General features: G+C 66.3%; 27 protein-coding genes. 26 read left to right on the top strand and 1 reads right to left on the bottom strand.

Annotation, left to right across the window (positions count from 1 at the left end):
* Positions 1-66 precede the first annotated feature (66 nt).
* From fliE to AAF184_03660, 7 genes are all read left to right on the top strand, one after another.
* Positions 67-408, top strand: a complete 342-nt coding sequence (gene fliE, locus AAF184_03690) for a flagellar hook-basal body complex protein FliE (protein ID MEO0421412.1) — start codon at positions 67-69, stop codon at positions 406-408.
* 90 nt (positions 409-498) lie between these two features.
* A complete protein-coding gene (fliF, locus tag AAF184_03685; GenBank protein ID MEO0421411.1) occupies positions 499-2,175 on the top strand; it encodes a flagellar basal-body MS-ring/collar protein FliF in 1,677 nt (558 codons plus the stop codon).
* A gap of 9 nt (positions 2,176-2,184) precedes the next feature.
* On the top strand, positions 2,185-3,177 hold the full coding sequence (fliG, locus tag AAF184_03680; protein MEO0421410.1) for a flagellar motor switch protein FliG: 993 nt from the start codon (positions 2,185-2,187) through the stop codon (positions 3,175-3,177).
* Positions 3,164-3,871, top strand: a complete 708-nt coding sequence (locus AAF184_03675; protein ID MEO0421409.1) for a flagellar assembly protein FliH — start codon at positions 3,164-3,166, stop codon at positions 3,869-3,871. Before fliG ends, AAF184_03675 begins: the two co-directional genes overlap by 14 nt.
* A 53-nt stretch (positions 3,872-3,924) precedes the next feature.
* On the top strand, positions 3,925-5,358 hold the full coding sequence (fliI, locus tag AAF184_03670) for a flagellar protein export ATPase FliI (GenBank protein ID MEO0421408.1): 1,434 nt from the start codon (positions 3,925-3,927) through the stop codon (positions 5,356-5,358).
* A gap of 22 nt (positions 5,359-5,380) precedes the next feature.
* Positions 5,381-5,830, top strand: coding sequence for a flagellar export protein FliJ (fliJ, locus tag AAF184_03665; GenBank protein MEO0421407.1), 450 nt, complete (start codon positions 5,381-5,383; stop codon positions 5,828-5,830).
* Between the two features lie 55 nt (positions 5,831-5,885).
* A complete protein-coding gene (locus AAF184_03660) occupies positions 5,886-7,208 on the top strand; it encodes a flagellar hook-length control protein FliK (GenBank protein MEO0421406.1) in 1,323 nt (440 codons plus the stop codon).
* Between the two features lie 236 nt (positions 7,209-7,444).
* Here AAF184_03660 and AAF184_03655 read toward each other — a convergent pair whose 3' ends face one another.
* Complete coding sequence (locus tag AAF184_03655) at positions 7,445-8,512, bottom strand: MerR family transcriptional regulator (protein MEO0421405.1); 1,068 nt, start codon at positions 8,510-8,512, stop codon at positions 7,445-7,447.
* A 108-nt stretch (positions 8,513-8,620) separates the two neighbouring features.
* Between AAF184_03655 and AAF184_03650 the strand changes: the two genes are divergently transcribed.
* The 19 genes from AAF184_03650 (at position 8,621) to AAF184_03560 (ending at position 25,589) form a co-directional block, all read left to right on the top strand.
* A complete protein-coding gene (locus AAF184_03650) occupies positions 8,621-9,565 on the top strand; it encodes a DUF3429 family protein (protein ID MEO0421404.1) in 945 nt (314 codons plus the stop codon).
* Between the two features lie 280 nt (positions 9,566-9,845).
* Positions 9,846-10,598 carry a bifunctional 2-polyprenyl-6-hydroxyphenol methylase/3-demethylubiquinol 3-O-methyltransferase UbiG gene (gene ubiG, locus AAF184_03645; protein ID MEO0421403.1) on the top strand — a complete coding sequence of 251 codons (753 nt, stop codon included), beginning with the start codon at positions 9,846-9,848 and terminating at the stop codon, positions 10,596-10,598.
* Between the two features lie 18 nt (positions 10,599-10,616).
* Positions 10,617-11,003, top strand: a complete 387-nt coding sequence (locus AAF184_03640) for a DUF2256 and DUF3253 domain-containing protein (GenBank protein MEO0421402.1) — start codon at positions 10,617-10,619, stop codon at positions 11,001-11,003.
* A gap of 194 nt (positions 11,004-11,197) precedes the next feature.
* Positions 11,198-11,695, top strand: a complete 498-nt coding sequence (locus AAF184_03635; protein ID MEO0421401.1) for a flagellar basal body-associated FliL family protein — start codon at positions 11,198-11,200, stop codon at positions 11,693-11,695.
* 12 nt (positions 11,696-11,707) lie between these two features.
* Positions 11,708-12,709 carry a FliM/FliN family flagellar motor switch protein gene (locus AAF184_03630; protein MEO0421400.1) on the top strand — a complete coding sequence of 334 codons (1,002 nt, stop codon included), beginning with the start codon at positions 11,708-11,710 and terminating at the stop codon, positions 12,707-12,709.
* The gene (fliN, locus tag AAF184_03625; GenBank protein MEO0421399.1) at positions 12,706-13,170 is read left to right on the top strand and encodes a flagellar motor switch protein FliN; all 465 of its coding nucleotides are present in this window, start codon (positions 12,706-12,708) and stop codon (positions 13,168-13,170) included. Before AAF184_03630 ends, fliN begins: the two co-directional genes overlap by 4 nt.
* Before the next feature lie 2 nt (positions 13,171-13,172).
* Positions 13,173-13,664 carry a flagellar biosynthetic protein FliO gene (fliO, locus tag AAF184_03620; protein ID MEO0421398.1) on the top strand — a complete coding sequence of 164 codons (492 nt, stop codon included), beginning with the start codon at positions 13,173-13,175 and terminating at the stop codon, positions 13,662-13,664.
* A gap of 9 nt (positions 13,665-13,673) precedes the next feature.
* Positions 13,674-14,438, top strand: a complete 765-nt coding sequence (fliP, locus tag AAF184_03615; GenBank protein MEO0421397.1) for a flagellar type III secretion system pore protein FliP — start codon at positions 13,674-13,676, stop codon at positions 14,436-14,438.
* Between the two features lie 3 nt (positions 14,439-14,441).
* Entirely contained in the window at positions 14,442-14,717 is a 276-nt protein-coding gene (fliQ, locus tag AAF184_03610; protein ID MEO0421396.1) for a flagellar biosynthesis protein FliQ, read from the top strand.
* A gap of 12 nt (positions 14,718-14,729) precedes the next feature.
* On the top strand, positions 14,730-15,512 hold the full coding sequence (fliR, locus tag AAF184_03605) for a flagellar biosynthetic protein FliR (protein MEO0421395.1): 783 nt from the start codon (positions 14,730-14,732) through the stop codon (positions 15,510-15,512).
* Between the two features lie 186 nt (positions 15,513-15,698).
* Positions 15,699-16,850, top strand: coding sequence for a flagellar biosynthesis protein FlhB (flhB, locus tag AAF184_03600; protein MEO0421394.1), 1,152 nt, complete (start codon positions 15,699-15,701; stop codon positions 16,848-16,850).
* Positions 16,850-18,916 carry a flagellar biosynthesis protein FlhA gene (gene flhA / locus AAF184_03595; protein MEO0421393.1) on the top strand — a complete coding sequence of 689 codons (2,067 nt, stop codon included), beginning with the start codon at positions 16,850-16,852 and terminating at the stop codon, positions 18,914-18,916. The genes flhB and flhA overlap by 1 nt, the downstream gene beginning before the upstream one ends.
* Positions 18,917-18,925: 9 nt before the next feature.
* On the top strand, positions 18,926-21,025 hold the full coding sequence (locus AAF184_03590) for an AAA family ATPase (GenBank protein ID MEO0421392.1): 2,100 nt from the start codon (positions 18,926-18,928) through the stop codon (positions 21,023-21,025).
* Positions 21,018-21,962 carry a MinD/ParA family protein gene (locus tag AAF184_03585; GenBank protein MEO0421391.1) on the top strand — a complete coding sequence of 315 codons (945 nt, stop codon included), beginning with the start codon at positions 21,018-21,020 and terminating at the stop codon, positions 21,960-21,962. The genes AAF184_03590 and AAF184_03585 overlap by 8 nt, the downstream gene beginning before the upstream one ends.
* A gap of 36 nt (positions 21,963-21,998) precedes the next feature.
* Positions 21,999-22,772, top strand: a complete 774-nt coding sequence (locus AAF184_03580) for an RNA polymerase sigma factor FliA (protein ID MEO0421390.1) — start codon at positions 21,999-22,001, stop codon at positions 22,770-22,772.
* Between the two features lie 45 nt (positions 22,773-22,817).
* The gene (locus AAF184_03575; protein ID MEO0421389.1) at positions 22,818-23,018 is read left to right on the top strand and encodes a hypothetical protein; all 201 of its coding nucleotides are present in this window, start codon (positions 22,818-22,820) and stop codon (positions 23,016-23,018) included.
* Between the two features lie 12 nt (positions 23,019-23,030).
* On the top strand, positions 23,031-23,498 hold the full coding sequence (locus AAF184_03570; GenBank protein ID MEO0421388.1) for a DUF2802 domain-containing protein: 468 nt from the start codon (positions 23,031-23,033) through the stop codon (positions 23,496-23,498).
* Between the two features lie 106 nt (positions 23,499-23,604).
* Positions 23,605-24,177 carry a TlpA disulfide reductase family protein gene (locus AAF184_03565; GenBank protein MEO0421387.1) on the top strand — a complete coding sequence of 191 codons (573 nt, stop codon included), beginning with the start codon at positions 23,605-23,607 and terminating at the stop codon, positions 24,175-24,177.
* 107 nt (positions 24,178-24,284) lie between these two features.
* Positions 24,285-25,589: a class I SAM-dependent methyltransferase gene (locus tag AAF184_03560; protein MEO0421386.1), complete on the top strand. Its 1,305-nt coding sequence runs from the start codon at positions 24,285-24,287 to the stop codon at positions 25,587-25,589.

Below are 25,589 nucleotides of genomic sequence, written 5' to 3'. Positions count from 1 at the left end.
AGATAAGCAGGCCACCGCGCACGCGAGCGCGGCCTGACCCAAATCAACCGAGAGACGAAGGTCCCGATGGATACTCGAATCAACGAACTGATGACCCAGATGCAGGCCCTGACCGCCCGCGCCGGCGCCGCTGTGGCGCCGCAAGCGCAGGGCCTGAACGGCGAGGTGCCAGGCGCCGCCGGCGCCGTCGACTTCGGCGCCATGCTCAAGGCCTCCATCGACGCCGTCAACTCGACCCAGATGGGGGCGGGCAATATGGTGGAGCGCTTCGAGATGGGCGATCCCCAGATGGAACTCGGCGAGGTGATGGTGGCCCTGCAGAAGGCGGACATCTCCTTCAAAGCCATGACCGAGGTACGCAACAAGCTCGTCGACGCCTACCAGGAAATCATGAACATGCCGCTCTAATCGGATGCGATGAATTTCCCTAGGTTCATGCCTCGATCACACTGCCGCCCGGGCGTCTCTCTCGCCCGACGGCCTCACCAGTAGGACACCATGGCGAGCAAGCCCGACGACAACCAGCTGCCTCAGCTCCTTCAAGGGATCGACAGCGTTCCCGGCCTGCGCCAGGCGATCATGCTGCTGGCGATGGCCGCCAGCGTCGCCCTCGGCGTCACCGCCGTGCTGTGGATGCAGCGCCCCATGCACACGGCCCTACCACCGATGCCTAACATGGGCGAAGCCCAGCAGATGCTGAAGGCCGCTGGCATCGACGTCGCCGACGAGGGCGATCGGCTCACGGTGCCGGTCGACGACTACGCTCGCGCTAAGAACATGCTGGTGGAGGGATTGGTGCTCTCCGGCGATCATCGCGATTGCAGCGCGATCCCCGGCAGCGGCTCCATGAGTCAATCGCTCAGCGTTGAGGAGCAGGCCCTGAACTGCCACCTGGAAGTGGAGCTGGCGCGCACGCTCAACAACCTCTACGGCGTCAACAACGCGGTGGTGCACATCTCCTCCCCTGACAAGAGCGTGTTCGTTCGCCCGCGTATGGACACCACGGCCGCCATCACGGTGGGTCTTTCACCGGACCGCCAAGCCGACCGTGAGCTGGCGCGCTCCATCGTGCATCTGGTGGCCAATGCAGTGCCCCTGCTCATGCCCGAGAACGTCACCGTGGTGGCCAACGGACGCATGATCTCGGACCAGGTCAACGGCGACGCCGCGATGGACATGAGTAACAAGCAGACGCGGTTCCAGCGCGCACTCGAGAGCGAGAAGGAAGACCACATTCGCGAGATGCTCAGTCGCACGCTGGGCGCTGAACACTACACGGTCACCGTCTCCTCGGAAATCGACTTCACGCAGATCGACCGCACGGAGCGTCGCCCCACAGAAGCTGTGGTGATCGGTACCCGAGAGCAGTTCACCGAGTCACCTAACGGTCAACCGCAACCGACAGGCGTGCCCGGCGGACTCACCAATTCCCCGATCCCCACCAACAACGAAGTGGAGGCGGATGGAAACGGTGGCGATGGCGCCGATGCGACGGCCGCCGCCAACGCGGGGCGCGGCCTCGCCTCACGCAGCGTGACCACCAACCGCGAGCCGGGCGAGATCTACGAGGTGATCAGGCAACCGATCGGTACACTCAAGCGCCTGACGATCTCGGTCATGCTCGACCAACTTACCCCACGCCCAGCTCCCGAGAGTGAAAACACCGCGAGCGATGCGCCCGCAGACGCCGGCGACGACGCTGCCGCGGCGGCCCCGGTCAGCCAAGCCCGCTTCAGCCCCGAAGAGATCGCCAGCATCGAAGCGCTCATTCGCGACGCCGTCACCTTCGACGAAGCGCGCGGTGATTCGCTGACGATCAAGGAGCTCCCCTTCAAGCCCATGACCTACGAGGAGCCGATCCCCGCCCCGTGGTGGCAGTCACCGCTGATCATCGACCTCGCCCGCCAGGCGCTCGGCGCCCTGTTCGTGGTGGCCCTCTTCTTCACCACGATCCGCCCGATGATCACCAAGCTCATGACGGCACCGCCTCAGGTTGCTGTGGCCGCCGCGGGCGCCTACGGCCAAGCGGCGATCGGCGCAGAAGGCGCCGATGTGGATGAGGCTGCGGCGCCCGCACGGATCGACCACCAGGCGCAGATCACCGAGGCGCGTGACTTCGCGCAGAAGCACCCCGACCGCACGGCGAAGATCGTCGAAGCATGGGTCGAGGGATAAGTTCAGCGTATGGAACTCGACGGTAGCGAAAGGGCCGCAATCCTGCTGATGTCGCTCGAGGAGCGAGATGCAGCTGCGATCCTTCGCAAGATGGCGCCGGCGGCGGTGGAGAAGATCGCCTCCGCCATGGCGCGCATGGAGCAGGTGTCGCGGACCAACCTCGGCACGGTGGTCGAGGCCTTCTCCGACGAGGTCGATCGCCAGGCGCGTATCGCGCCCAGCACACGCGAGTACATCACGCGCCTGATCACCGAGGCGGTGGGCGAGTCCAACGCCCGCGGCCTGGTCAACCGGGTGCTCGACGAGGGCCAGAGCCGTGGCCTCGACGCCCTGCGTTGGATGGACACGCGCGAGATCCGCGAGATGATCCTGGAGGAGCATCCGCAGATCATGGCGATCGTCCTCGCTCACCTCGATCAGGCCCAGGCCACCGAGATCATGAGCGACATGCCCACGGAGTTGCGCAAGGAAGTCATCTTGCGCATCGCCACGCTCGAAGAGGTCGGTGAGTCCGTGCTCAACGAGCTCGAGACCATCGTCAACGCGCGCAGCAGCGAACAGAAGCACGATCTGAAGGCCAGTGTGGCCGGGGTCAAGGTCGCCGCCAACATCCTGAACGTGCTCGGCGCCGACGTCAGCACGGAGATCATCGAGTACCTGCGCGAAGCCGACGACGACATGGCGAGCGAGGTGGAAGAGCAGATGTTCTCCTTCGAAACCCTCCTGCGCATCCAGGGCCGTGGCATGCAAACGCTGCTGCGTGAAGTCACCAATGAACAGTTGATCATCGCCCTCAAGGGCGCGGATCAGGAGATTCAGGACCTCATCTTCGACAACATGTCCAAGCGCGCCGGCGACATGCTGCGCGACGACCTCTCCACCCAAGGTCCCGTGCGCATCACGGAGGTGGAGGAAGCGCAGAAGGCGATCCTCGACGTCGCCAAGCGACTTGCCGATGAAGGGCAGATCCTGATCGGCTCCGGAGGCGATGACTTTGTCTAGCAAGGCAGCGAAGAAGCTCAGCCCCGAGCAGAGCAACGAGGCGGTGCCCTGGCAGGCGCCACCCGTGAGTGAGGCAATCGCGGCGTCGGCGATCGCTCACCTGCCAACCGCGCGAGAACTCGAAGCGCTCCAGAAGCAGGCCCATGACGAGGCCTTCGCCCAAGGTCTGCAGGAAGGTCGTGAGGAGGGGGCCCGCGAGGTGCGCAAGGACCTGCTCGCCGCGCACCGCCGCGAAGCACTGCGGTTGGAGGCGTTCCTCGATGCTCTGGGTCAACCGCTGGCAGAGGTCACGGCCTCGGTGGAGAAGGAAATTCTCGCGCTGGTGGTGGCGATGGCTCGGCAGATCATCCGTCGTGAACTCAAGACTTCCCCCGATGAGATCGTCGGCACGGTGCGCGACGCGCTCGGCCAGTTACCGATCGCTAACCGGGAAGTGCGCGTGGAGCTGCACCCGGAAGACGCAGCCCTCATCCGCGATCGCCTGCAGGATCGCCAGCAGGGCACGAAGCGGTGGACCATCGTCGAAGACCCGCTGATCGCTCGCGGCGGCTGCCGCGTGACGAGCGACGACTCCTTGATCGACGCCACCTTGGACTCGCGCATTGGAGCGCTGGTGAGCCGGGTCTTCGGCGAGCAGCGCAACGAGGAAGCCGCACGCAAGGAGCGCGCCGAAGGCTCCACCACGGCTACGTGAAGAAACTCCCCCCTAACACGCTTCCTAAGCCTCCCAGCATGTCGAGGGCGCTGATGCGCACCCTGCGCGAAGCGCGGCAACGGGTCGATGAGACCCCGGCGCCGGTGGTGGAAGGGGTGCTCTACCGCATGGTGGGACTCACCCTGGAAGCGTCCGGCTGCCAAGCCGAGGTCGGCGGTCGCTGCAGCATCGTGGCCCCGAGCGGGGCGCAGATCCAGGCGGAGGTCGTGGGGTTTGCGCGCGAGAGTCTCTACCTCATGCCTACGGGCGACGTGCACGGGATCGGCCCAGGTGCGCGGGTCATCCCGTTGCCCGAGGCCTACCGCATCGCCGTTGGCGAGCAGCTCCTCGGCCGTGTCCTGGACGGGGCTGGACGCCCCCTCGACGACCTGGGACCGATCAACGCCAAGCAGACCCGGGCCGCGCGCAGCGAACCGATCAACCCCCTGGAGCGACAGCCGATCCGTGAACCCCTCTGTGTCGGGGTGCGGTCGATCAACGCCTTGCTCACCATCGGGCGGGGCCAGCGCATTGGCCTGTTCGCCGGCAGCGGCGTGGGCAAGAGTCGCCTCCTCGGCATGATGACGCGCTTTACCTCGGCGGATGTCATCGTGGTCGGACTCATCGGCGAACGCGGTCGTGAGGTGCGCGAGTTCGTCGAGGACATCCTCGGCGAGCAAGCCCTGGCAAGGGCGGTGGTGATCGCCACGCCGGCCGACCATTCCCCCCTCATGCGCATGCACGGCGCGTGGCTCGCCACCACCATCGCCGAGCACTTCCGCGACCAGGGCAAGCGAGTGCTGCTGCTGATGGACTCGCTCACCCGGTTTGCCCAGGCCCAGCGCGAGATCGCCCTGGCGGTGGGCGAACCGCCTGCCACCAAGGGCTATCCACCGTCGGTCTTCGCCCGTCTGCCCCAGCTGGTGGAGCGCAGCGGCAACGGCACCCACCCGGACGGCTCACTCACGGCGATCTACACGGTGCTGGCGGAAGGTGATGATCACAACGATCCGATCGTCGACAGTGCGCGGGCGATTCTCGACGGCCATATCGTCTTGAGTCGCGAACTCGCCGACACGGGCCTATACCCCGCGATCGATATCGAGTCCTCGATCAGTCGCTGCATGAGCGACATCACGGACGCGGACCAGCAGCGCCTCGTGCGCCGCTTCCGCGAACTCTATGCCATCTACCGGCGCAACGAAGACCTCGTGCGCGTCGGCGCCTACGCCCCTGGCACCGACCCAGAGCTCGACAAGGCCATCGCGGCCTGGCCCCACATGCGACGCTTCCTCAGCCAGGAACTCAACGAGCCGGTCGACTTCGACACGGCCAAAGCGGATCTGGCCGCGTTGATGGGCGCCCTCGATAGCGCGCCTGCCACCCCAGCACCCGCTCCCGTCCCGGCCCAGGCGAATGATGCTGACGCTGGGGGTGGCGGTGGCGCCCCGGCCCTACGCGCCGTCAGTGCGGCGCGCAGCGCCTAAGCTCCCGCTGACAGAACACTAGATGGCACGATCAACGCAGCGGCTGGCGCCCGTCGCCGACCTCGCCAAGCATCAACAGTTGCAGGCCGAGAAGGCCCTCGCCAAGGCGCAACGCGAGGTGCAGTCGCGCACGCAGATGCTCACGCAACTGCGGACCTTTCGGGACGGCTACGACCAGGGGCCGATCCGCGCACAGGTCGGTGCCCGCTCGATGGCCGCCCTGCGCGATTTCGAGTGTTTTCTCGAACGCCTGGACCAGGCCATCGAACAGCAACGCACAGAACTCGCCCAAACCCGCAGCGCGGCCAACGAGCTGCGCCAAGCCCTGCGCGCGGCGACCACTCGCGCCGATAGCCTGCAACTCGTGATGGATCGCGCACAGGACCTCATAAGGCGCCGAGACGAGACCCGCGAACAACAGCTACTGGACGAGTTGGCTTGCATGGCCGCGGCACGCAAGACCTCGCCCTGAGCTTGGCACGGCACTTGCTTCCATTGCGAGGATACTGCCGCAACGGAACCGACACGTGACTCCATCGATCCTCGCTCCGCTCAATGCCGCACCGGCGAAACTCTCCGGCCCGCAAACCTCCGACAACCCGGCCCTGGCCGAGGCAGACACCGGCGAGAACACCTCGTTCCGTGACCTGGTCGCGCAGGAACGCCAACAAACGCCGAGTGAAGGCGACCGGACGGGCGAACAACCGCCATCGGGTCAGGGTCAGGAATCAAGCGCCTACGACGCCGACGAGGCCACCACCTCCCGGAGCGAGCCCCTGCTCGCGTCCGAAGAAACGATAGGGCAAGGCGGCCAAGGCTTGCCGGCCGTGGCGGCAAACATCCTCCCCAATGACGTTGCATTGCAGACGGATTCGCTAGCCACGCCGGCGACGGCACCCTCGCCGGTACCCGGCGATGCTAACCGCTCCACCGCGCCGTCCCCAGTGGTGGGCACGGTGCAGGGGATCGCCACGCCGGCGGCACCTGCCGCAGCGGCACCTGGCACCGGTAGCGCGGTGCTGCGCAGCGCGGGTGAGCTTCGCGGCGACGCAGCCCCTGGCAACATGCGCAGCGACGTCTTGAACGGTGGCCGTCGCACCAGCGCCTGGGATCAACGCTCGAGCGACCCGGGGGCGCTGGCGGCGCGTCAGGGTGAGCGCGCACCTGCGCTTTTCGATGGCCTACGGCCGATGCTCGGTGAACGGTCAGCCTTCTCATCGAGCCTCCTTTCGGGGACCGGCCCGGAGGGCTTTGGCATCACCCCGGCCCTGGGTGCTCAAGGCGGCAGCGCCACCACGGTGACCGCACCGGCGACCGGCGCCAACGCCATCAATGCAGCGCTCGCACCCACCACCGTGTTCACCGTCGAGCCTACCGCTACCGCCTCCAGCAACCCCACGAGCTTCGAGCTCTCCCAGCCCCTTGGCAGCCAAGCCTGGCAGCAGGAGTTGGGCGGACGACTCCAATGGCTCACCGATGCTCGCATCGGCCGCGCTGAGCTGCGCTTGAACCCCGCGGAACTCGGACCGCTCGAGATCACGCTCAACGTGCGCGGTGATGAGGTGAGTGCGACCTTCGGCGCTCAACACGCCGCCACCCGCGAAGCGGTGGAACAGGCCCTGCCACGGCTGCGGGAAATGATGGCGCAGAGTGGGCTGCAGCTGGCGGATGCGAACGTCGGTCAGCACAGTGGCGGCGAGCAGGCTGCTCAACACGATGATGGCGCTAGCGCCCAACGTTCAGCGCCGATCACAGGCGCGGACGGCGCGGCCGTTCAGACCGCTGACCTGTCCGTAGACAGCGTGTCGACTCGGCGCACGAGCATAGGTCAGTTGGACCTCTACGCCTGAGGCCGGGAAAGTGAACTTTTGTGAGGGAGTGGGCGCGGTGTCGCCGCTTGTAGGGATGTCAGCGCTGTTAGCGCCCGGTCACCCCTAACAACTAGAAGGACCACACCATGCAAGGCGGCAAGATTCTAAGCACCCTGTGGCTGATCGGCGCCAGCGTCCTCGCGATCTTCGCGACGTTCTCGACGCCCTACTGAGCCCCCCGCGAGCGGCGCCCCGAACCACAACAACATCCTCCCCTAGGAGGCGTCGCCATCCACGTCGATGCCCTCGGCGATCACCACCCGCTGCAGGGCCTGTTCGATCATCTCCCGCGAACGTGCGGTGGTTTCATGCAGGTAGGCATGAAGCGCGGCGTCAGCGGGGTTGCGGCTCTCGCAACTCGCGCTGTAGGACTCGAAGGCCGTCAGACTGACGACCAGATCCACCAGGTGCTTAGGGCACTCACATTCCACCGTCGTGGACTGAGTGGCCATGCGCGAGAGCTGCTCGCGCGTGTAGAGCCGTGCCGGAATCTCGCCGGACTGCTCGCCCGGGTAATGCGGGGAAGCAGGCGCTGCCGGAGCACCGGGTCGCGGGGACGACGGCGCGCCCCCCACATCGCGCAGTGCGCGCGCGAGATCTGCACCGGTAACCGGCGCCCGCATCAGCACGGTCCACTCGTCGTTCAAGGCCTGCAAATCGTTAGTGCGCGCGAAGTTGTACACCAGCACCACGCGAGTGGCCCCGGAGAGGCGACGCAGATCGCTGATCAGTACCTTCGTGTCCTGGTCGATGGTCGGCTGCTCGATCACCAGCGCCTCGGGGCGCAGGCGCTTCACATCGGCTCGGAAGGCACCGAGGTCGGCCTCCCGACTCACCACGTTCAAACCCATCAGATCCGATAGGCCCATCAGGCGGAAGGTCTCGCCCATGAGGGCGGTGCGCGTGGGCGCGCTGGAGAGCTGCTCGCGCTTGGCCACGTGCTGTTCGTAGGCGGCGAGGCGCTCCTGCAGCTCCGTGTGGCTGAGGCGGGCGACGTGGCCGATGGGTTCGCCCCGGTCCACCAGGTGCTTCATGACGGTGAGGCGTTCGATGTCCGGCCGCGAGTAGAGACGACGACCGCTGTCGGAGCGTTCCGCGTCGACCGCGCCGTAGCGACGCTCCCAAACACGGAGCGTGTGGGTGGAGATACCGGTCAACCGTGAGACGGTGCCGATGCCGTAGCCACGACGCTCTTCACCACCGCTCGGTGCCGCCTCGTCGTGCCCAGCCGCTGGGTCATCCTGCTCGTGGTGAGGGGGCGAAGGGGGTGAGCCGTCACTCATAACTTTCTCGCAAACGTCTAACTTAGAACGTGGACATTATCGACATAGCCTCGTACGCTTCAAGGGCATTGGATGTCCTGCGTTTTCGCTGTTTTGCAGCATGTTTTTATGACTGAAGCGTCTCCCCTCCCCACCCTTCCCAAGGTGGTGGTCTACCGCTCTGCCATCACCGATATTCGAACCGTCGAGGCCCGCCTGCGCCGCGCCGAGCTGCCGTTCGAGGTGGAGGTGGTGGGGATGGCCAGCCAAGAGGAGCGCAAGCGCTACCGGGAGCTGAAGCAGTCCAGCGGACACGGCACCCTGCCACTGATCTTCATCGACGAGCGTTGCATCGGCGGCGAACCGGAACTGGCCCGCTACATCGCGGACCGGCGCGACCACGCACCCGAGCCGCCGGAGGACAGCACGCCCGCGACGGTGGACGATGACAATACGCAGGAACCGGCATCGCCGGACCCCACCCCCGAGGTGCCCGAACCGAACCCACCCGACACCTCATCGGCAGACGGCGACGAGCCGCCGACGACGCCCGCCCCCGCGGGCAGCCTCGACCAAGCGCTGGCGACGCCTGCGCAAGCCCCCGCTGGGACGGCCATCGATGCTTCCGACAGCGCCCTGCGGCGGCGCACTGACCTGCTCGGATATGCCGGTTTGATCCCCTTCTTCGCCTGCGCCGGAGGCAGCTTCTTCGGCCCGCAACAAGAACTCGCCCGATTGGCCCTGGTGGCTTACGCGGCGGTGATCTTCAGCTTCGTGGGGGCCGTCCATTGGGGCTATTCCCTCGGCCGCGACCCGGCGGCGCCGCGCGGTTTGGTGGCGAGCGTAATCCCCTCGCTGATCGGCTGGGCGGCGCTGATGCTCCACGCGCAGACCGGCGCCACCGCCAGCCTGGCCCTGCTGGGCGTGAGCTTTCTGCTCTGGCACGCGTTCGAGCGCGCCAGCGCACGCCTGCCGGGGCACTACCTCGGCCTGCGCCTGCGGTTGACGGCCCTCGTCTCCAGTCTGCTCATCGGGTCGGCGATCGCCGTTTCGCTCGCACTGGGACAACCCTGAGCGACGGCACTGGCGAAGCTAAACCGCTTAAGGCCTGTTCATGTTTTGTCGCAGATAGCGGCAAACTTTTTGGTTGATGTCTAGCTATTGTCGAGGTATCGTCCTTTCCGACTTCCGGTCTTGTGCCGAGGTCGTGACTCCTTAGCGTTATAGCTTTTTATGGCGGTAACAGCATTAAAGGCGCCCCGGCGACCACGCCGCGGCGCCTTCTTTTTATCCGCCAGACGGCGCGCCGGCAGCCCTGCTGTGTCTGCCTCGCCGCGAACGGGAGACCTGAGCGATGGTAGCGAGCGCTGATCCGCGGGAGATGGCCAAGTTCGAGCAGCTGGCCGACACCTGGTGGGACCCCACCGGCCCCTTCTGGCCCCTGCATAAGTTGAATACCGTGCGCACGGACTACATCCGCGACGTGGTGAGCGCACACCGGGGCGGTCGCGCCGAGGGCGCAGCGCCGCTGAAGGGCGTGCGCATGCTGGACATCGGGTGTGGCGGCGGCCTGCTGAGCGAGGCCATGGCGCGCCTCGGCGCCGAGGTCCACGGGGTGGACGTGGTGGAGCGCAACGTGCGAATCGCCGAGCGTCACCGACCGCCCGAACTCGCCGCCAACCTGCGCTACGAACACGGCTCGGTGGAAGCGCTCACGGCCCGCGCAGCGGCCCCCTACGATGTGGTGCTGAACATGGAGGTGGTCGAGCACGTGGTCGACCTGCCGGCCTTCATGTCCCACTGCTGCGCTCTCGTCCGCGACGATGGACTGATGTTCGTATCAACGATCAATCGCAATCCCATCTCCTTCCTCAGCGCCATCGTGGGCGCCGAATACGTGCTGCGATGGCTACCGCGTGGCACCCACGATTGGCGCAAGTTCCCCACGCCCCGCGAACTCGAAGGCATGCTCACGGACAGCGGCTACACCGTCACCGAGCGCAAGGGCGTGCGGGTCAACCCGCTCACGCGCAAGTTCAGCCTCACCGACTCGCTGATCATCAACTACATGCTGGTCGCTCATCCCACCTCGTCGACGAGCGCCTGAGCTAGCCGTCCGTCGCCTATGCCCGCGCCACCGCCGGACAAGATCTGCGTCGCCTGCGGTCGCCCCTTCTCCTGGCGGCGTAAGTGGGCGCGAGACTGGGAGCAGGTGCGCTACTGCTCGGCGGCGTGTCGCGGCCGCGGCACGGGCGGGGAGACCGAGTCGCTCGAGGAAGCCATCCTCGAGCTGCTGGGCAATCGCCGCGCGGGCGCGAGCTGCTGCCCGAGCGAGGTGGCCCGCCAACGCTACGCCGAAGACGCCTGGCGCGCGCACATGGAGCCCGTTCGCCAGGCGGCCAGGCGCCTCGCTCAACGCGGTGAACTCGAGATTCTCCAAGGCGGGCGCGTGGTCGACCCCGGCCGCTTCCGCGGCCCCATCCGGCTGCGCCTGAGCTCCCCCCGCGACTGAGCTTCCTGACGACGACGCCACCCGAGGCGCCGGGTTTCCGGCACCGCGTGAACTGCGTCACACCGATGCGCCAGTGCGCCGCCACCACCTGACGGCGCAAGCGCCGAAATCCTGCCAAAAGCCGTGCATTACCTGCGTGGCACGGATGTTGCTGTGTCAGCAGCGGAGCATTCACTCAAACCTTGGCAGGACCCATGGCAAACGAAGAAGCCGCTGAAGATACCCCGAAACCCCCTAACAAGATGATGGACATGTTGATCGCCGGGGTGGGCATCTTCGCCCTCGTCACGGTCAGCAACATCGTGACCACCATCGTGTTCCCGCCGAAGGTCAGCATGCCTTCGGACGATGGGGCCGCCGCGCAGGTGGTAGACGCGCCACCGCTCTACCACGCGCTGAACCCGCCCCTTATCGCTAACCTGGAGGGGGCCGACGCCGACTTTCTCCAGGTCTCGATCGAACTGATGGCCCGCGATCAGAAGGTCATCGACGCCTTGCAGACGCACAAGGCCGCGATCCGCAACAACCTGCTGCTGATGTTCTCCACCCACGCCGGCGACGACGTCAACACCCGTGACGCCAAGGAGATGCTGCGCATGAAGGTGCTCGAGGAGGTGCAAGCGGTGCTGGAGCCCTACGTCGACGGTATGACCGTGGAAGAGGCCTACTTCACTTCCTTCGTCGCGCAGTAGGGCCGTCGACGCATGAATGACTTGCTCACCGAGCAGGAGACCGAAGCGCTGCTCGAGGGTATCGAAGACGGCTCCGTCTCCACCGACACGGGTATGCGTCCGCGCGGCCAGGTGGTGCCCATCGACTACGCCGCCTACGACCACCTCGTGACCGGCCAGTGGCCGGTGCTCGAGCGCATCAACGAGCGCCTGGCGACCCGCCTGTCCGAGTCGCTGAAGTCCGTGTTCCCCGCCCTCGGTGCGGTGCGCTTCGCGGGGCTCTACCGCGAGTCCTACCTCGACTACACCTCAGGCCTGAGCGTGCCGAGCGCGATCCACGTGCTCGATCTTTCCCCCCTCCCGGGCAAGGCCCTGATGGTGATGGACACGGCCTTCCTCTACCTGGGTGTCGACTCGCGCTTCGGTGGCCCCTGTCGCCCACCTGTGCTCTCCCAGCAACGTGCCTTCACGCGCAGTGAGCGACTGCTGCTGCAAACCTGTCAGGAGCTGATCCTCTCCGACCTGAGTAAGACGTGGGAGGAAGTGGAACCCATCGAGGTCAGCGTGGAGAGCCTCGAGTTCGACGCTCGCTACCTCGAGATGATGCCCTCCTCGACGATGCTCCTCGCCTCGCGCTTCGAGGTCGAATTCGCCAGTCAGAAGGCCACCATCAACATCGTCATTCCCCACGCCACGATGCAGCCCATCGAGGCGCGGCTCACGGGCACCGAGTACCGTCCCGACGACCACGTTGAAGAGTGGCGCGAAGCCCTCCGCGAAACCCTGCTCGACGTGGAGTTGGATGTGCAGGTGTCCCTGGCCGAGGTGCCGGCGAGCTTCCGCGACATGATCGACATGCAGAGCGGCGACGTGATGGAGGTCGAATTCGATCAGACCGTCACCGCCGTCTCCGGCGAACAACCGCTGTTCATCGGCCGTATCGGCACCTCACGAGAGCGTAAGGCAATGATGCTCTCCGCCGTCGCCGACCGCACGGCCTTACCGAAGACCACCAGGAGAGCGTTGGAGCGATGAACGAATCGACAGCCCCCGAAGATCTGCCAGAGGACGACGAGGACGACGCACGCGCCGAGGATGAGGCAACCGCGGGTGCCGAAGAAGAGGAGGCGCGCACCGCCGACGAAGTCCTGGAGGACGAGGAGGAGGAGGCGTTCGCAGGCGAACCGGCTTCCTTCGAGGAGCTTCGCGACCAGGGCGATCGCAACGGCCCTGGGGATCTCAAGCTCGAGATGATCCTCGACGTGCCCGTGACCCTGACCGTGGAAGTCGGCCGCACGCGCTTGAGTTTGCGCGAGCTGCTGAAGCTCAATCGCGGCTCGGTGGTCGAGCTCGATCAACTGGTAACGCAGCCGATGTCCCTGTTGGTCAACGACACGCTGGTGGCCCAGGGCGAGCCGGTGATGGTGAACGAGCGCTTCGGCATCCGTCTCACCGACGTGGTGAGTGCGGGTGAACGCATCCGTCGCCTGACCTGACCATGGCGCAGGGAAGCGACAGCCAAGGCACCGAGCAGGCACCTGCCAGCGAGCCGCCGGCAGCACCGGGAGACTCGGCCACCACGCCACTCTTTGCGAATACCGGCGCCGAATCCTCGACGCCCGTCCCCGCCCTGGCAGGCGATGACCTCCTCACCCCGGGCAGCTCGGCCCAGCTGCTGGCGAGCCTCGCCCTGGTGCTGCTGGTGATCGTGGCCCTCGGGTGGTTGTCGCGGCGGCTGCATCGCCTGCAACCCAGGCGAGGCGGTCGGGCGCTGCAGGTCTTAGACGTGCTTCCCGTGGGCGCCCGCGAGCGCGTGGCGCTGGTCCAGGTGGGGTCCACCCAACTCGTACTCGGGCTAGCGCCGGGCCGCGTGCAGACCCTGCACGTACTGGACCCGGCGGTAGCCGCAAGCGACGACGCGACACCCGCGAGCGCTGAGCCGGTGGCACCCGCCGCCGCAAGCCCCTTCGCCAGCCTATTGAAAAGGTAAGCCTTCTCGATGCTATCGACACCACGACGACAGCAACTTGCAGCCTTGCTCGGCCTTGCCCTGACGCTCCTGGCAAGCGCCGTGGGAGCCCAGGAGGCCCCAGGCCTGCCAGCCCTTACCGTGGGCGGCGCCGATGGCGAGCAGACCTACTCGCTCACCATCCAGGTGCTGGTGCTGATGACCCTGCTGACACTGCTGCCCGCAGTAGTGCTCAGCATGACGTCCTTCACCCGCATCATCATCGTCCTCGCCATCCTGCGCCAGGCCCTCGGCACGGCCCAGTCGCCGCCCAACCAGGTGTTGCTCGGCCTCGCCCTGTTCCTGACCCTGTTCATCATGGCCCCGGTGGCAGACACGGCCTGGCGCACAGGTGTAGGCCCTTACCTCGACGGCAGCATGCCGATCCAGCAGGCCCTGCCCGCCGCCCTCGCGCCCCTGCGCGACTTCATGTTGAGCCAGACCCGCGAGACCGATCTCGCCACCTTCGCTCGCATCGGCGGCGTCAGCCAGTTCGCTACGCCGCAGGACGTACCGCTTCGCATGCTGGTGCCCGCCTTCGTGACCAGCGAGCTCAAGACCGCCTTTCAGATCGGCTTCCTGGTGTTCATCCCCTTCCTGGTGATCGACCTGGTGGTCTCCAGCGTGCTCATGTCCATGGGCATGATGATGCTCTCCCCGATGCTCATCTCCCTGCCCTTCAAGATCATGCTGTTCGTGCTGGTCGATGGGTGGACCCTGCTGGTCGAAACCCTCGCCATCAGTTTCGTGGTGTAGCGAATGGATCCGGAAACCGTCATCGCCGTCGCCCAACGAGCGCTGCAGACCACTGCCATGCTGGCCGCGCCGATGCTGCTCTCGGCGCTCGCCGCGGGCCTGCTGATCGGCATGTTCCAGGCCGCCACGCAGATCCAGGAGATGACCCTGTCGTTCATCCCGAAGCTGATCGTGCTCGGCATCACCATCCTGATCGCCGGCCCCTGGATGCTGCACGTGATCGTGGACTTCACCCAGCGCCTGTTCCTGAACATCCCGCGCTACCTCGGGCTGACCTAAGGCATCGCGTGAATGTTCTTCAGCGAAGACCTCCTGCTCGCGTTGGTGAACGCCTACTTCTGGCCGTTCGTGCGCATCGGTGGGCTGGTGGCCGTCGCCCCGCTGTTCAACAGTCGCAACATTCCGCAGCGGGTGAAGCTGCTGCTGGTGGTGAGCTTGACCGCACTGATCGGGCCCGCCCTACCGCCGATGCCCGACGTGCCGCTGATGAGCCCCGCGGGGTTCCTGCTCACGGGGCAGCAGCTGCTCATCGGCATGCTGCTCGGCTTCGTGGTGCAGCTGGTGTTCGATGCCATGGTGGTGGCCGGCGAGACCGCCGCCATGTCCATGGGACTCGGCTTCGCCACCTTTCTGGATCCGGAACGGGGCGTATCCGTGCCGGTGTTGAGCCAGTTCTACCTCATCCTGGCGACGCTCACCTACCTCGCCATCAACGGCCACCTGATGTTGCTGGAAGTGCTCGCCCAGAGCTTTCAGTCGATGCCCGTGGTGGTGCCCGAGAATCTGCAATCAGGTCAGGATCTGCTCTGGGAGTTGATCTCCTTCGCCAGCACCATGTTCGGCGGCGCCCTGCAGATCGCCCTGCCCGCCGTGAGCGCCCTGCTCATCGTCAACATCGCCTTCGGCGTGATCTCGCGCGCGGCACCGTCGCTCAACATGTTTGCGATCGGTTTCCCCATCAGCCTGGTCATGGGCTTCGCCATCATCCTGGTCAGCCTGCCGTCCACGCAGGGCGCACTGATACACCTGCTGGAGGTGTCCTTCCAGCTGCTCGCCGAGATCCTGCGACCCTAGCCTGGATTATTCATGAGTCATCTGCTGCGGCCGCCGATACACGGGAAAACACGGTGCGTGCTCATTCCAGGTGCTCAACGTACTGTCGAGTACGCCTGCGCGCCTTCCACTGCGCGCCACACCGTGTTTTCCCGCGTCTCGTCGCCCTCGCGACGAAGACTCATGAACAATCCAGGCTAACCAACCATGGCTGAGAACGAAGACGGTCAGGAGAAAACCGAAGACCCAACCCCGAAACGCCTACGCGAGGCACGGGAGAAGGGTAACGTCCCCCGCTCACGGGAACTCTCCACCATGCTCGTCACCATGGCGGGCGCGGTGGGCTTGATGCTCTTTGGGGGTGGCCTGCAGGACACCATCCTCGACATCTTCCGCGAGCAATTCTCACCCCGCGCGGCACAGCTCGGTGACCCTACCTATCTGATGCGCTCGCTTCAAGGCAACATCATCCGAGGGTTGCTGGCGCTCACGCCGTTTCTTCTGCTCTGCACCTTCGCCGCCTTTGTGGGCCCGATCATGCTAGGGGGCTGGAACTTTACCCTGAAGGCCCTCGAGCCCAAGCTCGAGAAGCTCGACCCGATCAAGGGCTTCAAGCGTCTCTTCGCGCCGAAGAACTTCGTAGAGCTGATGAAAGCGATGGCGAAGTTCCTGCTGGTCGGCGGTGTCGCCGTGCTGCTGCTGAATCAGCTCGCCCCCCAAATTGTTGGCCTCAGTATGCAACCGGTGAATACGGCCCTTGGCAACGCCATCCGGCTGTGCCTCCTGTCGCTACTCCTGCTGAGCGCGAGCCTCGCCCTGATCGCCGCGATCGACGTGCCGTTTCAGCTCTGGGACTTCACTCGCAAGCTGAAGATGACCCTCAAGGAAGTGCGCGATGAGGCGAAGGAGACAGACGGACGCCCCGAAGTGAAGTCGCGAATTCGCCAGTTGCAGCAGCAGCTGGCACGCGGGCGGATGATGGAGGAGGTGCCCCATGCGGACGTGGTGGTGACCAACCCGACCCACGTCGCCGTCGCCCTGCGCTACGAAGACGACATGGGCGCACCGAAGGTGGTTGCCAAGGGCACGGACATGGTGGCCGCGCGCATTCGCGAGATTGCCGAGGAACATCGGGTCCCGCTGTTCGAAGCGCCACCCCTGGCGCGGGCGCTCAACCGTCACACGGACATCGGCGAGGAGATCCCGCGCGCCCTCTACCAAGCCGTCGCCCAGGTGCTGTCCTACATCTACGCCCTGCGCCGAGCGCGACGTTACGAGATCCCCATGCCCGACGTACCCGATATCGAGCTGCCACCTGATGTCACCGCCGGTGACCCACCTAGAGAGGATGAGGACTGATGGAACTCCTCGAGCGTGTCGCCCGCCAGCTACGCCAGGGCGCGGGTGTGCCGATTCTGCTGATCTTGATGCTCAGCATGATGGTGCTGCCCCTGCCGCCCATGGCGCTGGATCTGCTGTTCACCTTCAACATCACCTTGTCCCTGGTGATCGTCCTCGCGGTGATCTACGCCAACCGCCCCCTGGACCTCGGGGTGTTCCCGACCGTGCTGTTGATCGCCACCTTGCTGCGCCTCGCGCTCAACGTGGCCTCGACCCGCGTGGTACTGCTCAACGGCCACAATGGCACGGGCGCCGCCGGCCGGGTGATCGAGGCCTTCGGGGACTTCGTGGTGGGCGGCAACTTCGCCGTGGGCCTGGTGGTCTTCGCCATCCTGGTGATCATCAACTTCATCGTGGTGACCAAGGGCGCCGGGCGCATCTCGGAGGTGAGCGCACGCTTCACCTTGGACGCCATGCCCGGTCGCCAGATGGCCATCGACGCCGACTTGAACGCAGGTCTGGTCACCCAGGACGAAGCACGTCAGCGGCGCGAGGAAATTCGCCAGGAGGCAGACTTCTACGGCTCCATGGACGGTGCTAGCAAATTCGTTCGTGGCGATGCGACCGCGGGCATCCTGATCCTCTTCATCAACATCATCGGCGGCATCGCCATCGGCCCCCTCCAGCACGGCATGCCCTTCGGCCAGGCGCTCGAGTACTACACACTGCTCACGATCGGCGACGGTCTGGTGGCCCAGATCCCCTCGTTGCTGCTCTCGACCGCCGTCGCCATCATCGTCACCCGCATGTCCGGCTCCCAGGACATGGGCGAGCAGGTGGTGAAGCAGCTGCTCGGTAACTCCCGCACGCTCGGCGTCACCGCTGGGGTGCTCGGCCTGCTGGGGCTCATCCCCGGCATGCCAAACGTGGTGTTCTTAGGTTTAGCCGCCGCCTGTGGCACCGGCGCATGGCTGCTCAATCGGCAGCCGACCGCGGCGGAGCAAGCGGCCGCAGCCGAGCAGGAAGCTCCCACGGAAGCGCCGAAACCGCCGGAGCTGTCCTGGGACGATGTGTCCGATGTCGATGCCCTGGGTCTGGAGGTGGGCTTCCGCCTGATCGGCATGGTGGACAAGCGCCAGGGCGGCGAGCTCATGAACAAGATCAAGGGCGTACGCAAGAAGTTCACCCAGGAGCTGGGCTTCCTGGTGCAGCCCGTGCACATCCGCGACAACCTCGAGCTCAACCCCAACGCTTACCGGATCAAGCTCCTGGACGTGCCGATCGGTGAGGGCGAGATCTTCCCCAACAAAGAACTCGCCATCGCACCGAACGACACGGTCAAGCCGATTCCCGGACAAAAGACCAAGGAGCCCGCCTTCGGCTTGGACGCGGTGTGGATCGATCCCTCGGAGCGCGAACGCGCCCAGACCCTCGGCTACTCCGTGGTCGATGCCGCCACCGTGGTCGCCACCCACCTCACACAGATCTTGACGACGCACGCCAACGAGCTCTTCGGCTACGACGAGGCCCAACACCTCCTCGACCGCCTGGCGCAAAGCTCACCGAAGCTGGTGGAGGACCTGGTGCCCAAGGCCCTGTCCATGGGCGCCTTCGTGCGCACGCTGCAGGAGTTACTCGCCGAGCGCATCCCCATCACCAACTTCAAGAGAATCGCCGAAGCGATGGCGGAACACGCGCCGCGCAGTCAAGAACCCGCCGCTCTGGCGGCCATGGTGCGGGTCGCCATGGGGCGTTCCATCGTCCAACGCATCAATGGAATGCGGGAAGAACTGCCTGTCATCACGCTGGAGCCAAAACTGGAACGCATGTTGCAAGAGAACCTGCAGAGCGGACAAGGCGGCGGCATCGAGCCGAACCTCGCCGAGCGACTGCACCGTAGCCTCGCCGAGTCCGCCCAACGCCAGGAGATGGCAGGCGAACCGGCAGTGGTGTTGGTGAGCCCGACGATCAGGAGTTGGCTATCGCGCCTGTTGCGACACCAGCTACCGAATCTGAACGTACTGGCGGTGAACGAAGTGCCGGACGACAAGCGTCTGCGCATGGTTGCCGCGGTTGGAGCCTGAGAACACTAAATGCACATCAAGCGATTTGTCGCCCGCGACATGAAACATGCCATCCGCCTGGTTCGGGACGAGCAAGGTCCCGACGCGGTGATCCTCTCCAACCAGCAGGTGCCTGGCGGTATCGAGATCATCGCGGCGGTGGACTACGACCCGCGCCTGATCGATCACGCCCTGGGCGCCAACCCCGAGCAGGCCCAGGCGGCCGCCGACGGCGCGTCAGCACCTAGCGCCGAACGCCCGGAAGCACCGCCGAGCCCAGCCCGACGCTCCGATGGCAAGTCCCTGCGATTGCCTTCGCCGCCGTCCTCGAGTGCCGCTGCGAAGCCGGCCACCGCGACGGCCAAGCGGGCCACCGCGACGGCGGACGATGCCGCCGAAAAACCGCCCGCACGACGCAAGGCGAGCACCGCCAGCACCAGTAGCAGCACCAGCACCACGCGACGTACCCGGCGCACGAGCACCACGACGCGCAAGACCGCAAGCGCCAGCAAGAGCACGGCCAAGCGACGCAGCGCCACGGCCCAGAGTTCAACCAATGGCTCAGCCAAGCCGAGCACGGCGACCAAGGCTGCGGCACAAGCACCCGCCAAGAAGAAGCGACGCGCCACGCCGCGCCCGGCAGCAGCGGCGGCAGAATCCTCCGAGATTCTCCTGCCGACGCAGCCGCCACCGACCACTGCGCCGCCCACCGCCGCCGTGCGACACGGCGGCCGCGACGGCGTAGAGCAGGCCTTCGACGACGGCTTCGGGCCACGCCCGGTGGCCATGACCCTATGGCGCGAAGGGCCGGAGGCTACCGTCGAACTGTCACTGATCGACGAGGAGCGTGAGCCCCCCAGTGACACGGTCGACTGGGACGCTCCCGGCGAGCACGGCGCCGGCGATACCGTCGGCTTCGACGAGCGTAACGACATGGTGGAGCTGGACGACTTCGCCGACGACTCCCCCGAGTCCTTCGAAGAGGCGATGACCGCGCAACAACTGGCCTACTCGCGCCCGGCGCCGGACGCCTCCTCGGCACCGTTCCCCAGCCCCCGTCGGCCGAGTATCACGCGCCAACGCTACGCCGAGATCGAGGACTACCCGGAACCCACTCCGGAGGTCGAGGCCGAAGCGGACCCCGATGAGCTGCGTGAGGATCAGGTCGAGCTCTCCGATTCAGCGTCAGCCGCATCAGGGAACGGCAAAGGCAACGGCCTACTGAGCGTGCTGGCCGGGGTCAGGCGCCGTCCCGAACGCGCCCGCGGGCGAAGCGAGCAGCGCGCAGGTGCCCCGGAATCGGGTCGCCAACAGACGCTGCGCCTGTACCTTCGCTCCCTGCACCGCGTGGGCATGAGCGATCCACTCGTGCAGGAACTGGCCAACGCAGCAGCCGAGAACAACGAGGCCGTCGACTGGCCCGCCCTCGCCGGCCAGGCGAACGCGCGCCTGCGCACCCTCGACCAGGAGGTGATCGACCGTGGCGGTGTGGTGGCGCTGGTTGGCCCCACAGGCGTCGGAAAAACGACGAGTGTGGCTAAGCTGGCCGCACGCTTCGCCCTCAAGCACGGCCGTGACCGCCTGGCCCTCATCACCACGGACACCTTCCGCGTCGGCGCCCACGAGCAGCTCAACACCTTCGCTCGCATCCTCGGCGTACCCCTGTTCCAGGCCGATGATCCCAAGACTTTCAGTGCGTTGATGCGACGCTTGGCGCGCCATCGGCTGGTACTGATCGACACGGCAGGCATGGGGCAACGAGATCTACGTCTCGCTGAAGAGCTCAGTTTGCTGTCCAGGTCACGTGCCAACGTTCAAGTCTTGCTTACGCTGTGTGCCAACACGGAACGACGCACGATGCTCGACACGATCGAGCGCTTCGCTGACGTCAAGCCCGCCGGTTGCGTCCTCACCAAGATGGACGAGGCACGCGCACCCGGCACCGCCTTGGGCGCGCTGATCGAGACCGGCCTGCCCCTGGCCTACACCAGCAATGGTCAGAACGTGCCGGAAGACCTGCACTGGGCGCGAAGTAAGCGCCTGAGCCTGGTAAGCCAAGTGTTCCACCAAGCCGACATGGAATGTCGCGATCAGATCGACGACACCGACGAGGTGCGAGAAAGTGCCTGACCCGAGCGACAGCAACCCGAACGACCAGCACGCCCCTCGCCAACCCCAGCAAGACGGCGGTTGGATGCAGGAAGACCAGGCCAGCGGCCTGCGCCGCGTGGCGAGTAACCAACCGGTGCAGGTGATCGCCATCACCAGTGGCAAGGGCGGCGTGGGCAAGACCACCGTGTCAGCCAACCTCGGCGTCGCCTGTGCAATGAGCGGAAGGCGCGTCATGCTGCTGGACGCCGACCTGGGCTTAGCGAACCTCGACGTGCACCTGGGCCTGCACCCCCGCTACACCCTGAGCAACGTCCTCGAAGGCCAGTGCTCCCTGGAGGATGTGCTCGTGGAGGGCCCCTGGGGCATGACGCTGGTGCCGGCCGCCTCGGGCAACAAGCGCATGGCCCTGCTCGATGCGCGCGAGAGCGCGGGCTTGATCCACGCCTTCAGCGAGCTCACCCGTCCGGTCGATGTGCTCATCATCGACACGGCGGCGGGCTTGTCGGAAAACGTGGCCAGCTTCGCTCAAGCCGCGCGCGATGTGGTGGTGACCGTGTGCGACGACCCCGGGTCCATCACCGACGCCTACGCCCTGATCAAGGTGCTGAGCCGCGACTACCGGGTGGATCACGCCCGCGTGTTGACCAACATGACCGCGGGCGCCGAACACGGCAACCAGCTCTACACCAAGATCGCCCGGGTGTGCGAGCGCTTCCTGGATGTGTCCGTGACCCACTTTGGCAACATCCCCCACGACCCGTACTTGCGCAAATCCGTGCAGCAGCAGATCAACGTCCTCGATGCCTACCCCTCCTCCCGCGCCGCTCAGGCGTTTCGCCACCTCGCCCAGCAGGTGAGTCTGTGGCGCCCTGCTGCGGGCTCACGCGGGCATACGGAGTTCTTCGCTGAACGCCTGCTCCGTGTGCCCACGACCGCCGTGGCCGAGGCCGTCTGATAAGTGGCGATGGACCTGGCACAAGGAGATAGCGCCTTGCCGAGCGGCCGTCCGTCGCTCGACAGCGAGTCGCCAGCGCCTAACGATGACGCACAAGAGGCGCCGGTCGCGCTCACGGGTGACGCCCTGGTGTTGCAGCACGCGAGCCTGGTGAAGCGAATCGCTTACCACCTGCTCGGTCGTCTGCCGCCCACGGTGGACGTCGAAGATCTGATCCAAGCGGGCATGATCGGCCTGCTCGAGGCAGCGCGAAACTACTCGTCCGAAGGCGGCGCCAACTTCACCACCTTCGCCGGTATCCGCATCCGCGGCGCCATGCTCGACGAGGTGCGCAAAGTGGACTGGGCGCCCCGTCCCCTCTGGCGTCAGCTGCGCCAGATGAGTCGGGTGATATCGGAGATGGAGCACGAGCAGGGTCGCGACGTCAGCGATCGTGAAGTCGCCGAACGCATGGACATACCGCTGGACGACTACCACCGGCTCCTGCGCGATGCGGCCTGCGCCCGCGTCGCCAGCCTCGACAGCATGATCAACGACGATCCGCCCCTCGCCCAAGCCATCCTCGAGGACCACGATGGACCCTTGCAGCACCTGCAGGAGTCCACCTTCGTGAAGGTGCTGGCGCAGGAGATTGAGCGCCTGCCCGAACGCGAACGCTTGGTGATGGCGCTGTACTACGACGATGAACTCAACCTGCGCGAGATCGGTGAGGTGCTCGGCGTCACCGAATCCCGCGTATCCCAGATACACAAGCAAGCCAAGGTACGGCTACGAACTCGACTAACCGAATGGGTGAGCGACTCGCCCTGAGGAGGCTCCGATGATATTGCTGGTAGTGCTGCTGAGGTGGGAGCGATGATCCGCTCCATCGGCGTGACGAATCCCGTGTTGCCACGTCGCGAGAGCGGGGGGCGGGGCGCGCGCGAAGAACCCGAGTCCCCACCAGCGCAAGACGAGTCGCCGCCGCGAAGTACCGCCGCCACCGACGACGACACCGGCAAGAACCACGATCGCGAGCCTCCCGAGGCTCCCCATCACATCGACGAATACGCCTGAAAGGACCGCCCCATGCCCAACGATGCGATCGCCTCATCGCTACTCGCCCAACTGACGCCGGAGCTGCTCGCGGCCAGCCTCCTGGTGCTCGCCAGCCTGTGCTTCTTCTGCGGCACCCTGGTGCTGCTGTTGGTGATCGCCCCGCGTCTGCGGCCACTGCGAGAACACGCGGCACCGTTCACGCCGGAACTCGCGGTGGCGAGCGCCGCCGCGCCGAGCGAGACCGCGGCGAACGAGGCGGCACCAGCGCGGCGACGCAACCGGCGCCGGCGACCCCAGCGCGGCCCCTCGGCGGCTCTCGCCACGCCACAGGAGCAGCCCGACGGCCGCGATTTCTCCCGCGAGATCCTGCTCGCGCAGCAGGGCAGCGACGCGGATCAGCTGATGCGCGACTGCGGCCTCACCCAGCTAGAGGCCAATCTCGTGGTGAAACTGTACGGACGTGGGGGACCGGAGCCAGTCTCCGCCGCCGTCGGCTAGCGGCCGTCCACCGTTGTAACCGGCGTCGGGCTCGCGGACACTGTCACCAATGGGGTGCGCTCGATTGGCGAGAGCACCGACCCCGCTTAAGGACAAGGAAGCGCCCATGTCATCGATCGCCCCTCGCTCCCGCGCATTGCTGCTCACCGTCGCCCTGCTAGTGGGCTTGCTCGGTGCCCAGATCACCTTCGCCAACGATGCGCCGAACTGGCGGCTGACCGACGCCACCGGCCAGGAGTACGCCTTCCACGAGGAACACCCGAAGGGCCCCAGCATCGTGCTGTTCTGGGCCACCTGGTGTCCCTACTGCAAGGCGTTGATGCCGCACCTGCAGAGCATGCTCGAGGAGTACCAGGGCGAGAAGCCCCTGCGCGTCTTCGCCATCTCATACCGCGAAGACGGCGACCCCCTGAAGTACCTGGAGCGTCAAGGCTATTCCTTCATCGCCTTCCCCGAGGGCGGCGACGTGCCCGCGTCCTACAACGTGTCGGGCACGCCGGGCGTCTTCGTGGTGGATGAGAGCGGCCGCATCGTGCTGAACCTCTACCAGGTGACCTCCCGCATGGCCGAGGACCCCGCGTGGGACTCGCTCAACAACCGCCAGAAGGCCGCGCGACGCGCGCCCTACTGGGGAGCTCGCATCCGCGAAGCCCTGGATACGCTCTACGGCGCACGCTAGAGGCCACGGGGCTCGCCGGAGTGCCTGGAGGCAGGCGCTCTGATCAATCATCTTGTGCGCACGCCGCTTAGGGACATGGGCGCGCACGGCACCGACGAGGCGCCGCCATGTCTGCCAGGCAGAACTACCTTCCCCACGTTCGCGAGCAGTACGAAGACCTGCCCTACCCGCCGCGCGATCCCGCGCAGGAAAAGCAGCGCCTGAAGCTGGTCCCCACGGACCACCTGGCGAGCATCAACGCACGCTGCTACCGCGGCGCCCGCGACCTTGCGAGCGGCATGGGTGTGCTGGTCGCCGGCGGCGGCACCGGCGACTCCACGGTCTACCTCGCCGAACAGCTGCGCGACTCGCCCTCGCGCATCGTGCACCTCGACCTGAGCGCGGCCAGCATCGAGGTGGCCCGACAACGGCTCGCGGCGCGCGGCCTCGACAACGTCCAGTTCATCCACGGGTCGCTGCTCGATGCGAAGGCCGACGACCTAGGCCACTTCGACTACATCAACTGCAGCGGCGTCCTCCATCACCTGGCGGACCCCGACGCGGGCCTCGGGGCCTTGCTCGGCGTACTCGCGCCCGAGGGCTGCATGGGGCTGATGGTCTACGGCCAGTACGGACGCACCGCGCACTATCAGGTGCAAGCGCTCATGCGCCTGGTCAACACGCAGACGCCCTCACGCGAGGGCAAGCTGGACAACCTGCGCAAGACCTTGAGGGCCCTACACCCCCACCATTGGCTACGCTTCAGCGAACACGTGGCACCGACCAACGACGGCGTCGGTCAACTCGGCGACAGCGGCCTCTACGACCTCTACCTCCACGAGCAGGATCGCGCCTATACGATTCCTGAGGTTTACGAGTGGATGGGCCGTCATGATCTGCACATCCCCGGACCGCCCGGCAGCCCGACCACCCGCCACCAGTACGACCCGCGTAGCTACGTGCAGGACCCTGCGCTGCTAGAGATCATCGAGGCGCTCCCGCCGGCCGCGCGCTACGCCATCGGCGAGCTGCTATACGGCCAGATCGGGCGCCACATCTTCTACGCCACCCGCCGCCCGGACACGGCGGCGCGAGTGGACGACCCCGACCTTTGCCCCACGTGGATCGACGACGAGGGGGCGGGCCTTGCGGCCAAGCTCACGAGCGTTAGCGACGAAGCGCTGGTCCTGAACCATGGGGGCCTGACCTTCACCACCAGCAACTCGCCCGAGAAGCTGGCCCTGCTGCGCGCCATCGACGGCAAGCGCACCACGCGCGAGCTGTTCGGCCACCAGGACCTCGGCGCACCAGAAGCCGCGGCGAGCCTGGCGATGCTCGAACAGCTGTACAGCATCGATGCCATCACTCTGCGCGCCCCGAACGTCCCGCCACCGCCGAGCAACCGCTCCCTCCAGGTGAGGGTCGCGCGCTAG

This window comes from Pseudomonadota bacterium, from assembly GCA_039815145.1.
In the GTDB taxonomy this organism is placed as follows: Bacteria; Pseudomonadota; Gammaproteobacteria; order Steroidobacterales; family JBCBZW01; genus JBCBZW01.
The sequence above is the reverse complement of the archived record's forward strand: the minus strand, read 5'-3'. Positions and strand labels throughout refer to the sequence as shown.

Bases quoted from the DNA above. Each gene is read 5' to 3' on its own strand.
- fliE (MEO0421412.1), top strand. From the start codon at position 67: ATGGATACTCGAATCAACGAACTGATGACCCAGATGCAGGCCCTGACC.
- fliF (MEO0421411.1), top strand. From the start codon at position 499: ATGGCGAGCAAGCCCGACGACAACCAGCTGCCTCAGCTCCTTCAAGGG.
- fliG (MEO0421410.1), top strand. From the start codon at position 2,185: ATGGAACTCGACGGTAGCGAAAGGGCCGCAATCCTGCTGATGTCGCTC.
- AAF184_03675 (MEO0421409.1), top strand. From the start codon at position 3,164: ATGACTTTGTCTAGCAAGGCAGCGAAGAAGCTCAGCCCCGAGCAGAGC.
- fliI (MEO0421408.1), top strand. From the start codon at position 3,925: ATGCGCACCCTGCGCGAAGCGCGGCAACGGGTCGATGAGACCCCGGCG.
- fliJ (MEO0421407.1), top strand. From the start codon at position 5,381: ATGGCACGATCAACGCAGCGGCTGGCGCCCGTCGCCGACCTCGCCAAG.
- AAF184_03655 (MEO0421405.1), bottom strand. From the start codon at position 8,512: ATGAGTGACGGCTCACCCCCTTCGCCCCCTCACCACGAGCAGGATGAC.
- AAF184_03650 (MEO0421404.1), top strand. From the start codon at position 8,621: ATGACTGAAGCGTCTCCCCTCCCCACCCTTCCCAAGGTGGTGGTCTAC.
- ubiG (MEO0421403.1), top strand. From the start codon at position 9,846: ATGGTAGCGAGCGCTGATCCGCGGGAGATGGCCAAGTTCGAGCAGCTG.
- AAF184_03640 (MEO0421402.1), top strand. From the start codon at position 10,617: ATGCCCGCGCCACCGCCGGACAAGATCTGCGTCGCCTGCGGTCGCCCC.
- AAF184_03635 (MEO0421401.1), top strand. From the start codon at position 11,198: ATGGCAAACGAAGAAGCCGCTGAAGATACCCCGAAACCCCCTAACAAG.
- AAF184_03630 (MEO0421400.1), top strand. From the start codon at position 11,708: ATGAATGACTTGCTCACCGAGCAGGAGACCGAAGCGCTGCTCGAGGGT.
- fliN (MEO0421399.1), top strand. From the start codon at position 12,706: ATGAACGAATCGACAGCCCCCGAAGATCTGCCAGAGGACGACGAGGAC.
- fliO (MEO0421398.1), top strand. From the start codon at position 13,173: ATGGCGCAGGGAAGCGACAGCCAAGGCACCGAGCAGGCACCTGCCAGC.
- fliP (MEO0421397.1), top strand. From the start codon at position 13,674: ATGCTATCGACACCACGACGACAGCAACTTGCAGCCTTGCTCGGCCTT.
- fliQ (MEO0421396.1), top strand. From the start codon at position 14,442: ATGGATCCGGAAACCGTCATCGCCGTCGCCCAACGAGCGCTGCAGACC.
- fliR (MEO0421395.1), top strand. From the start codon at position 14,730: ATGTTCTTCAGCGAAGACCTCCTGCTCGCGTTGGTGAACGCCTACTTC.
- flhB (MEO0421394.1), top strand. From the start codon at position 15,699: ATGGCTGAGAACGAAGACGGTCAGGAGAAAACCGAAGACCCAACCCCG.
- flhA (MEO0421393.1), top strand. From the start codon at position 16,850: ATGGAACTCCTCGAGCGTGTCGCCCGCCAGCTACGCCAGGGCGCGGGT.
- AAF184_03590 (MEO0421392.1), top strand. From the start codon at position 18,926: ATGCACATCAAGCGATTTGTCGCCCGCGACATGAAACATGCCATCCGC.
- AAF184_03575 (MEO0421389.1), top strand. From the start codon at position 22,818: ATGATCCGCTCCATCGGCGTGACGAATCCCGTGTTGCCACGTCGCGAG.
- AAF184_03570 (MEO0421388.1), top strand. From the start codon at position 23,031: ATGCCCAACGATGCGATCGCCTCATCGCTACTCGCCCAACTGACGCCG.
- AAF184_03565 (MEO0421387.1), top strand. From the start codon at position 23,605: ATGTCATCGATCGCCCCTCGCTCCCGCGCATTGCTGCTCACCGTCGCC.
- AAF184_03560 (MEO0421386.1), top strand. From the start codon at position 24,285: ATGTCTGCCAGGCAGAACTACCTTCCCCACGTTCGCGAGCAGTACGAA.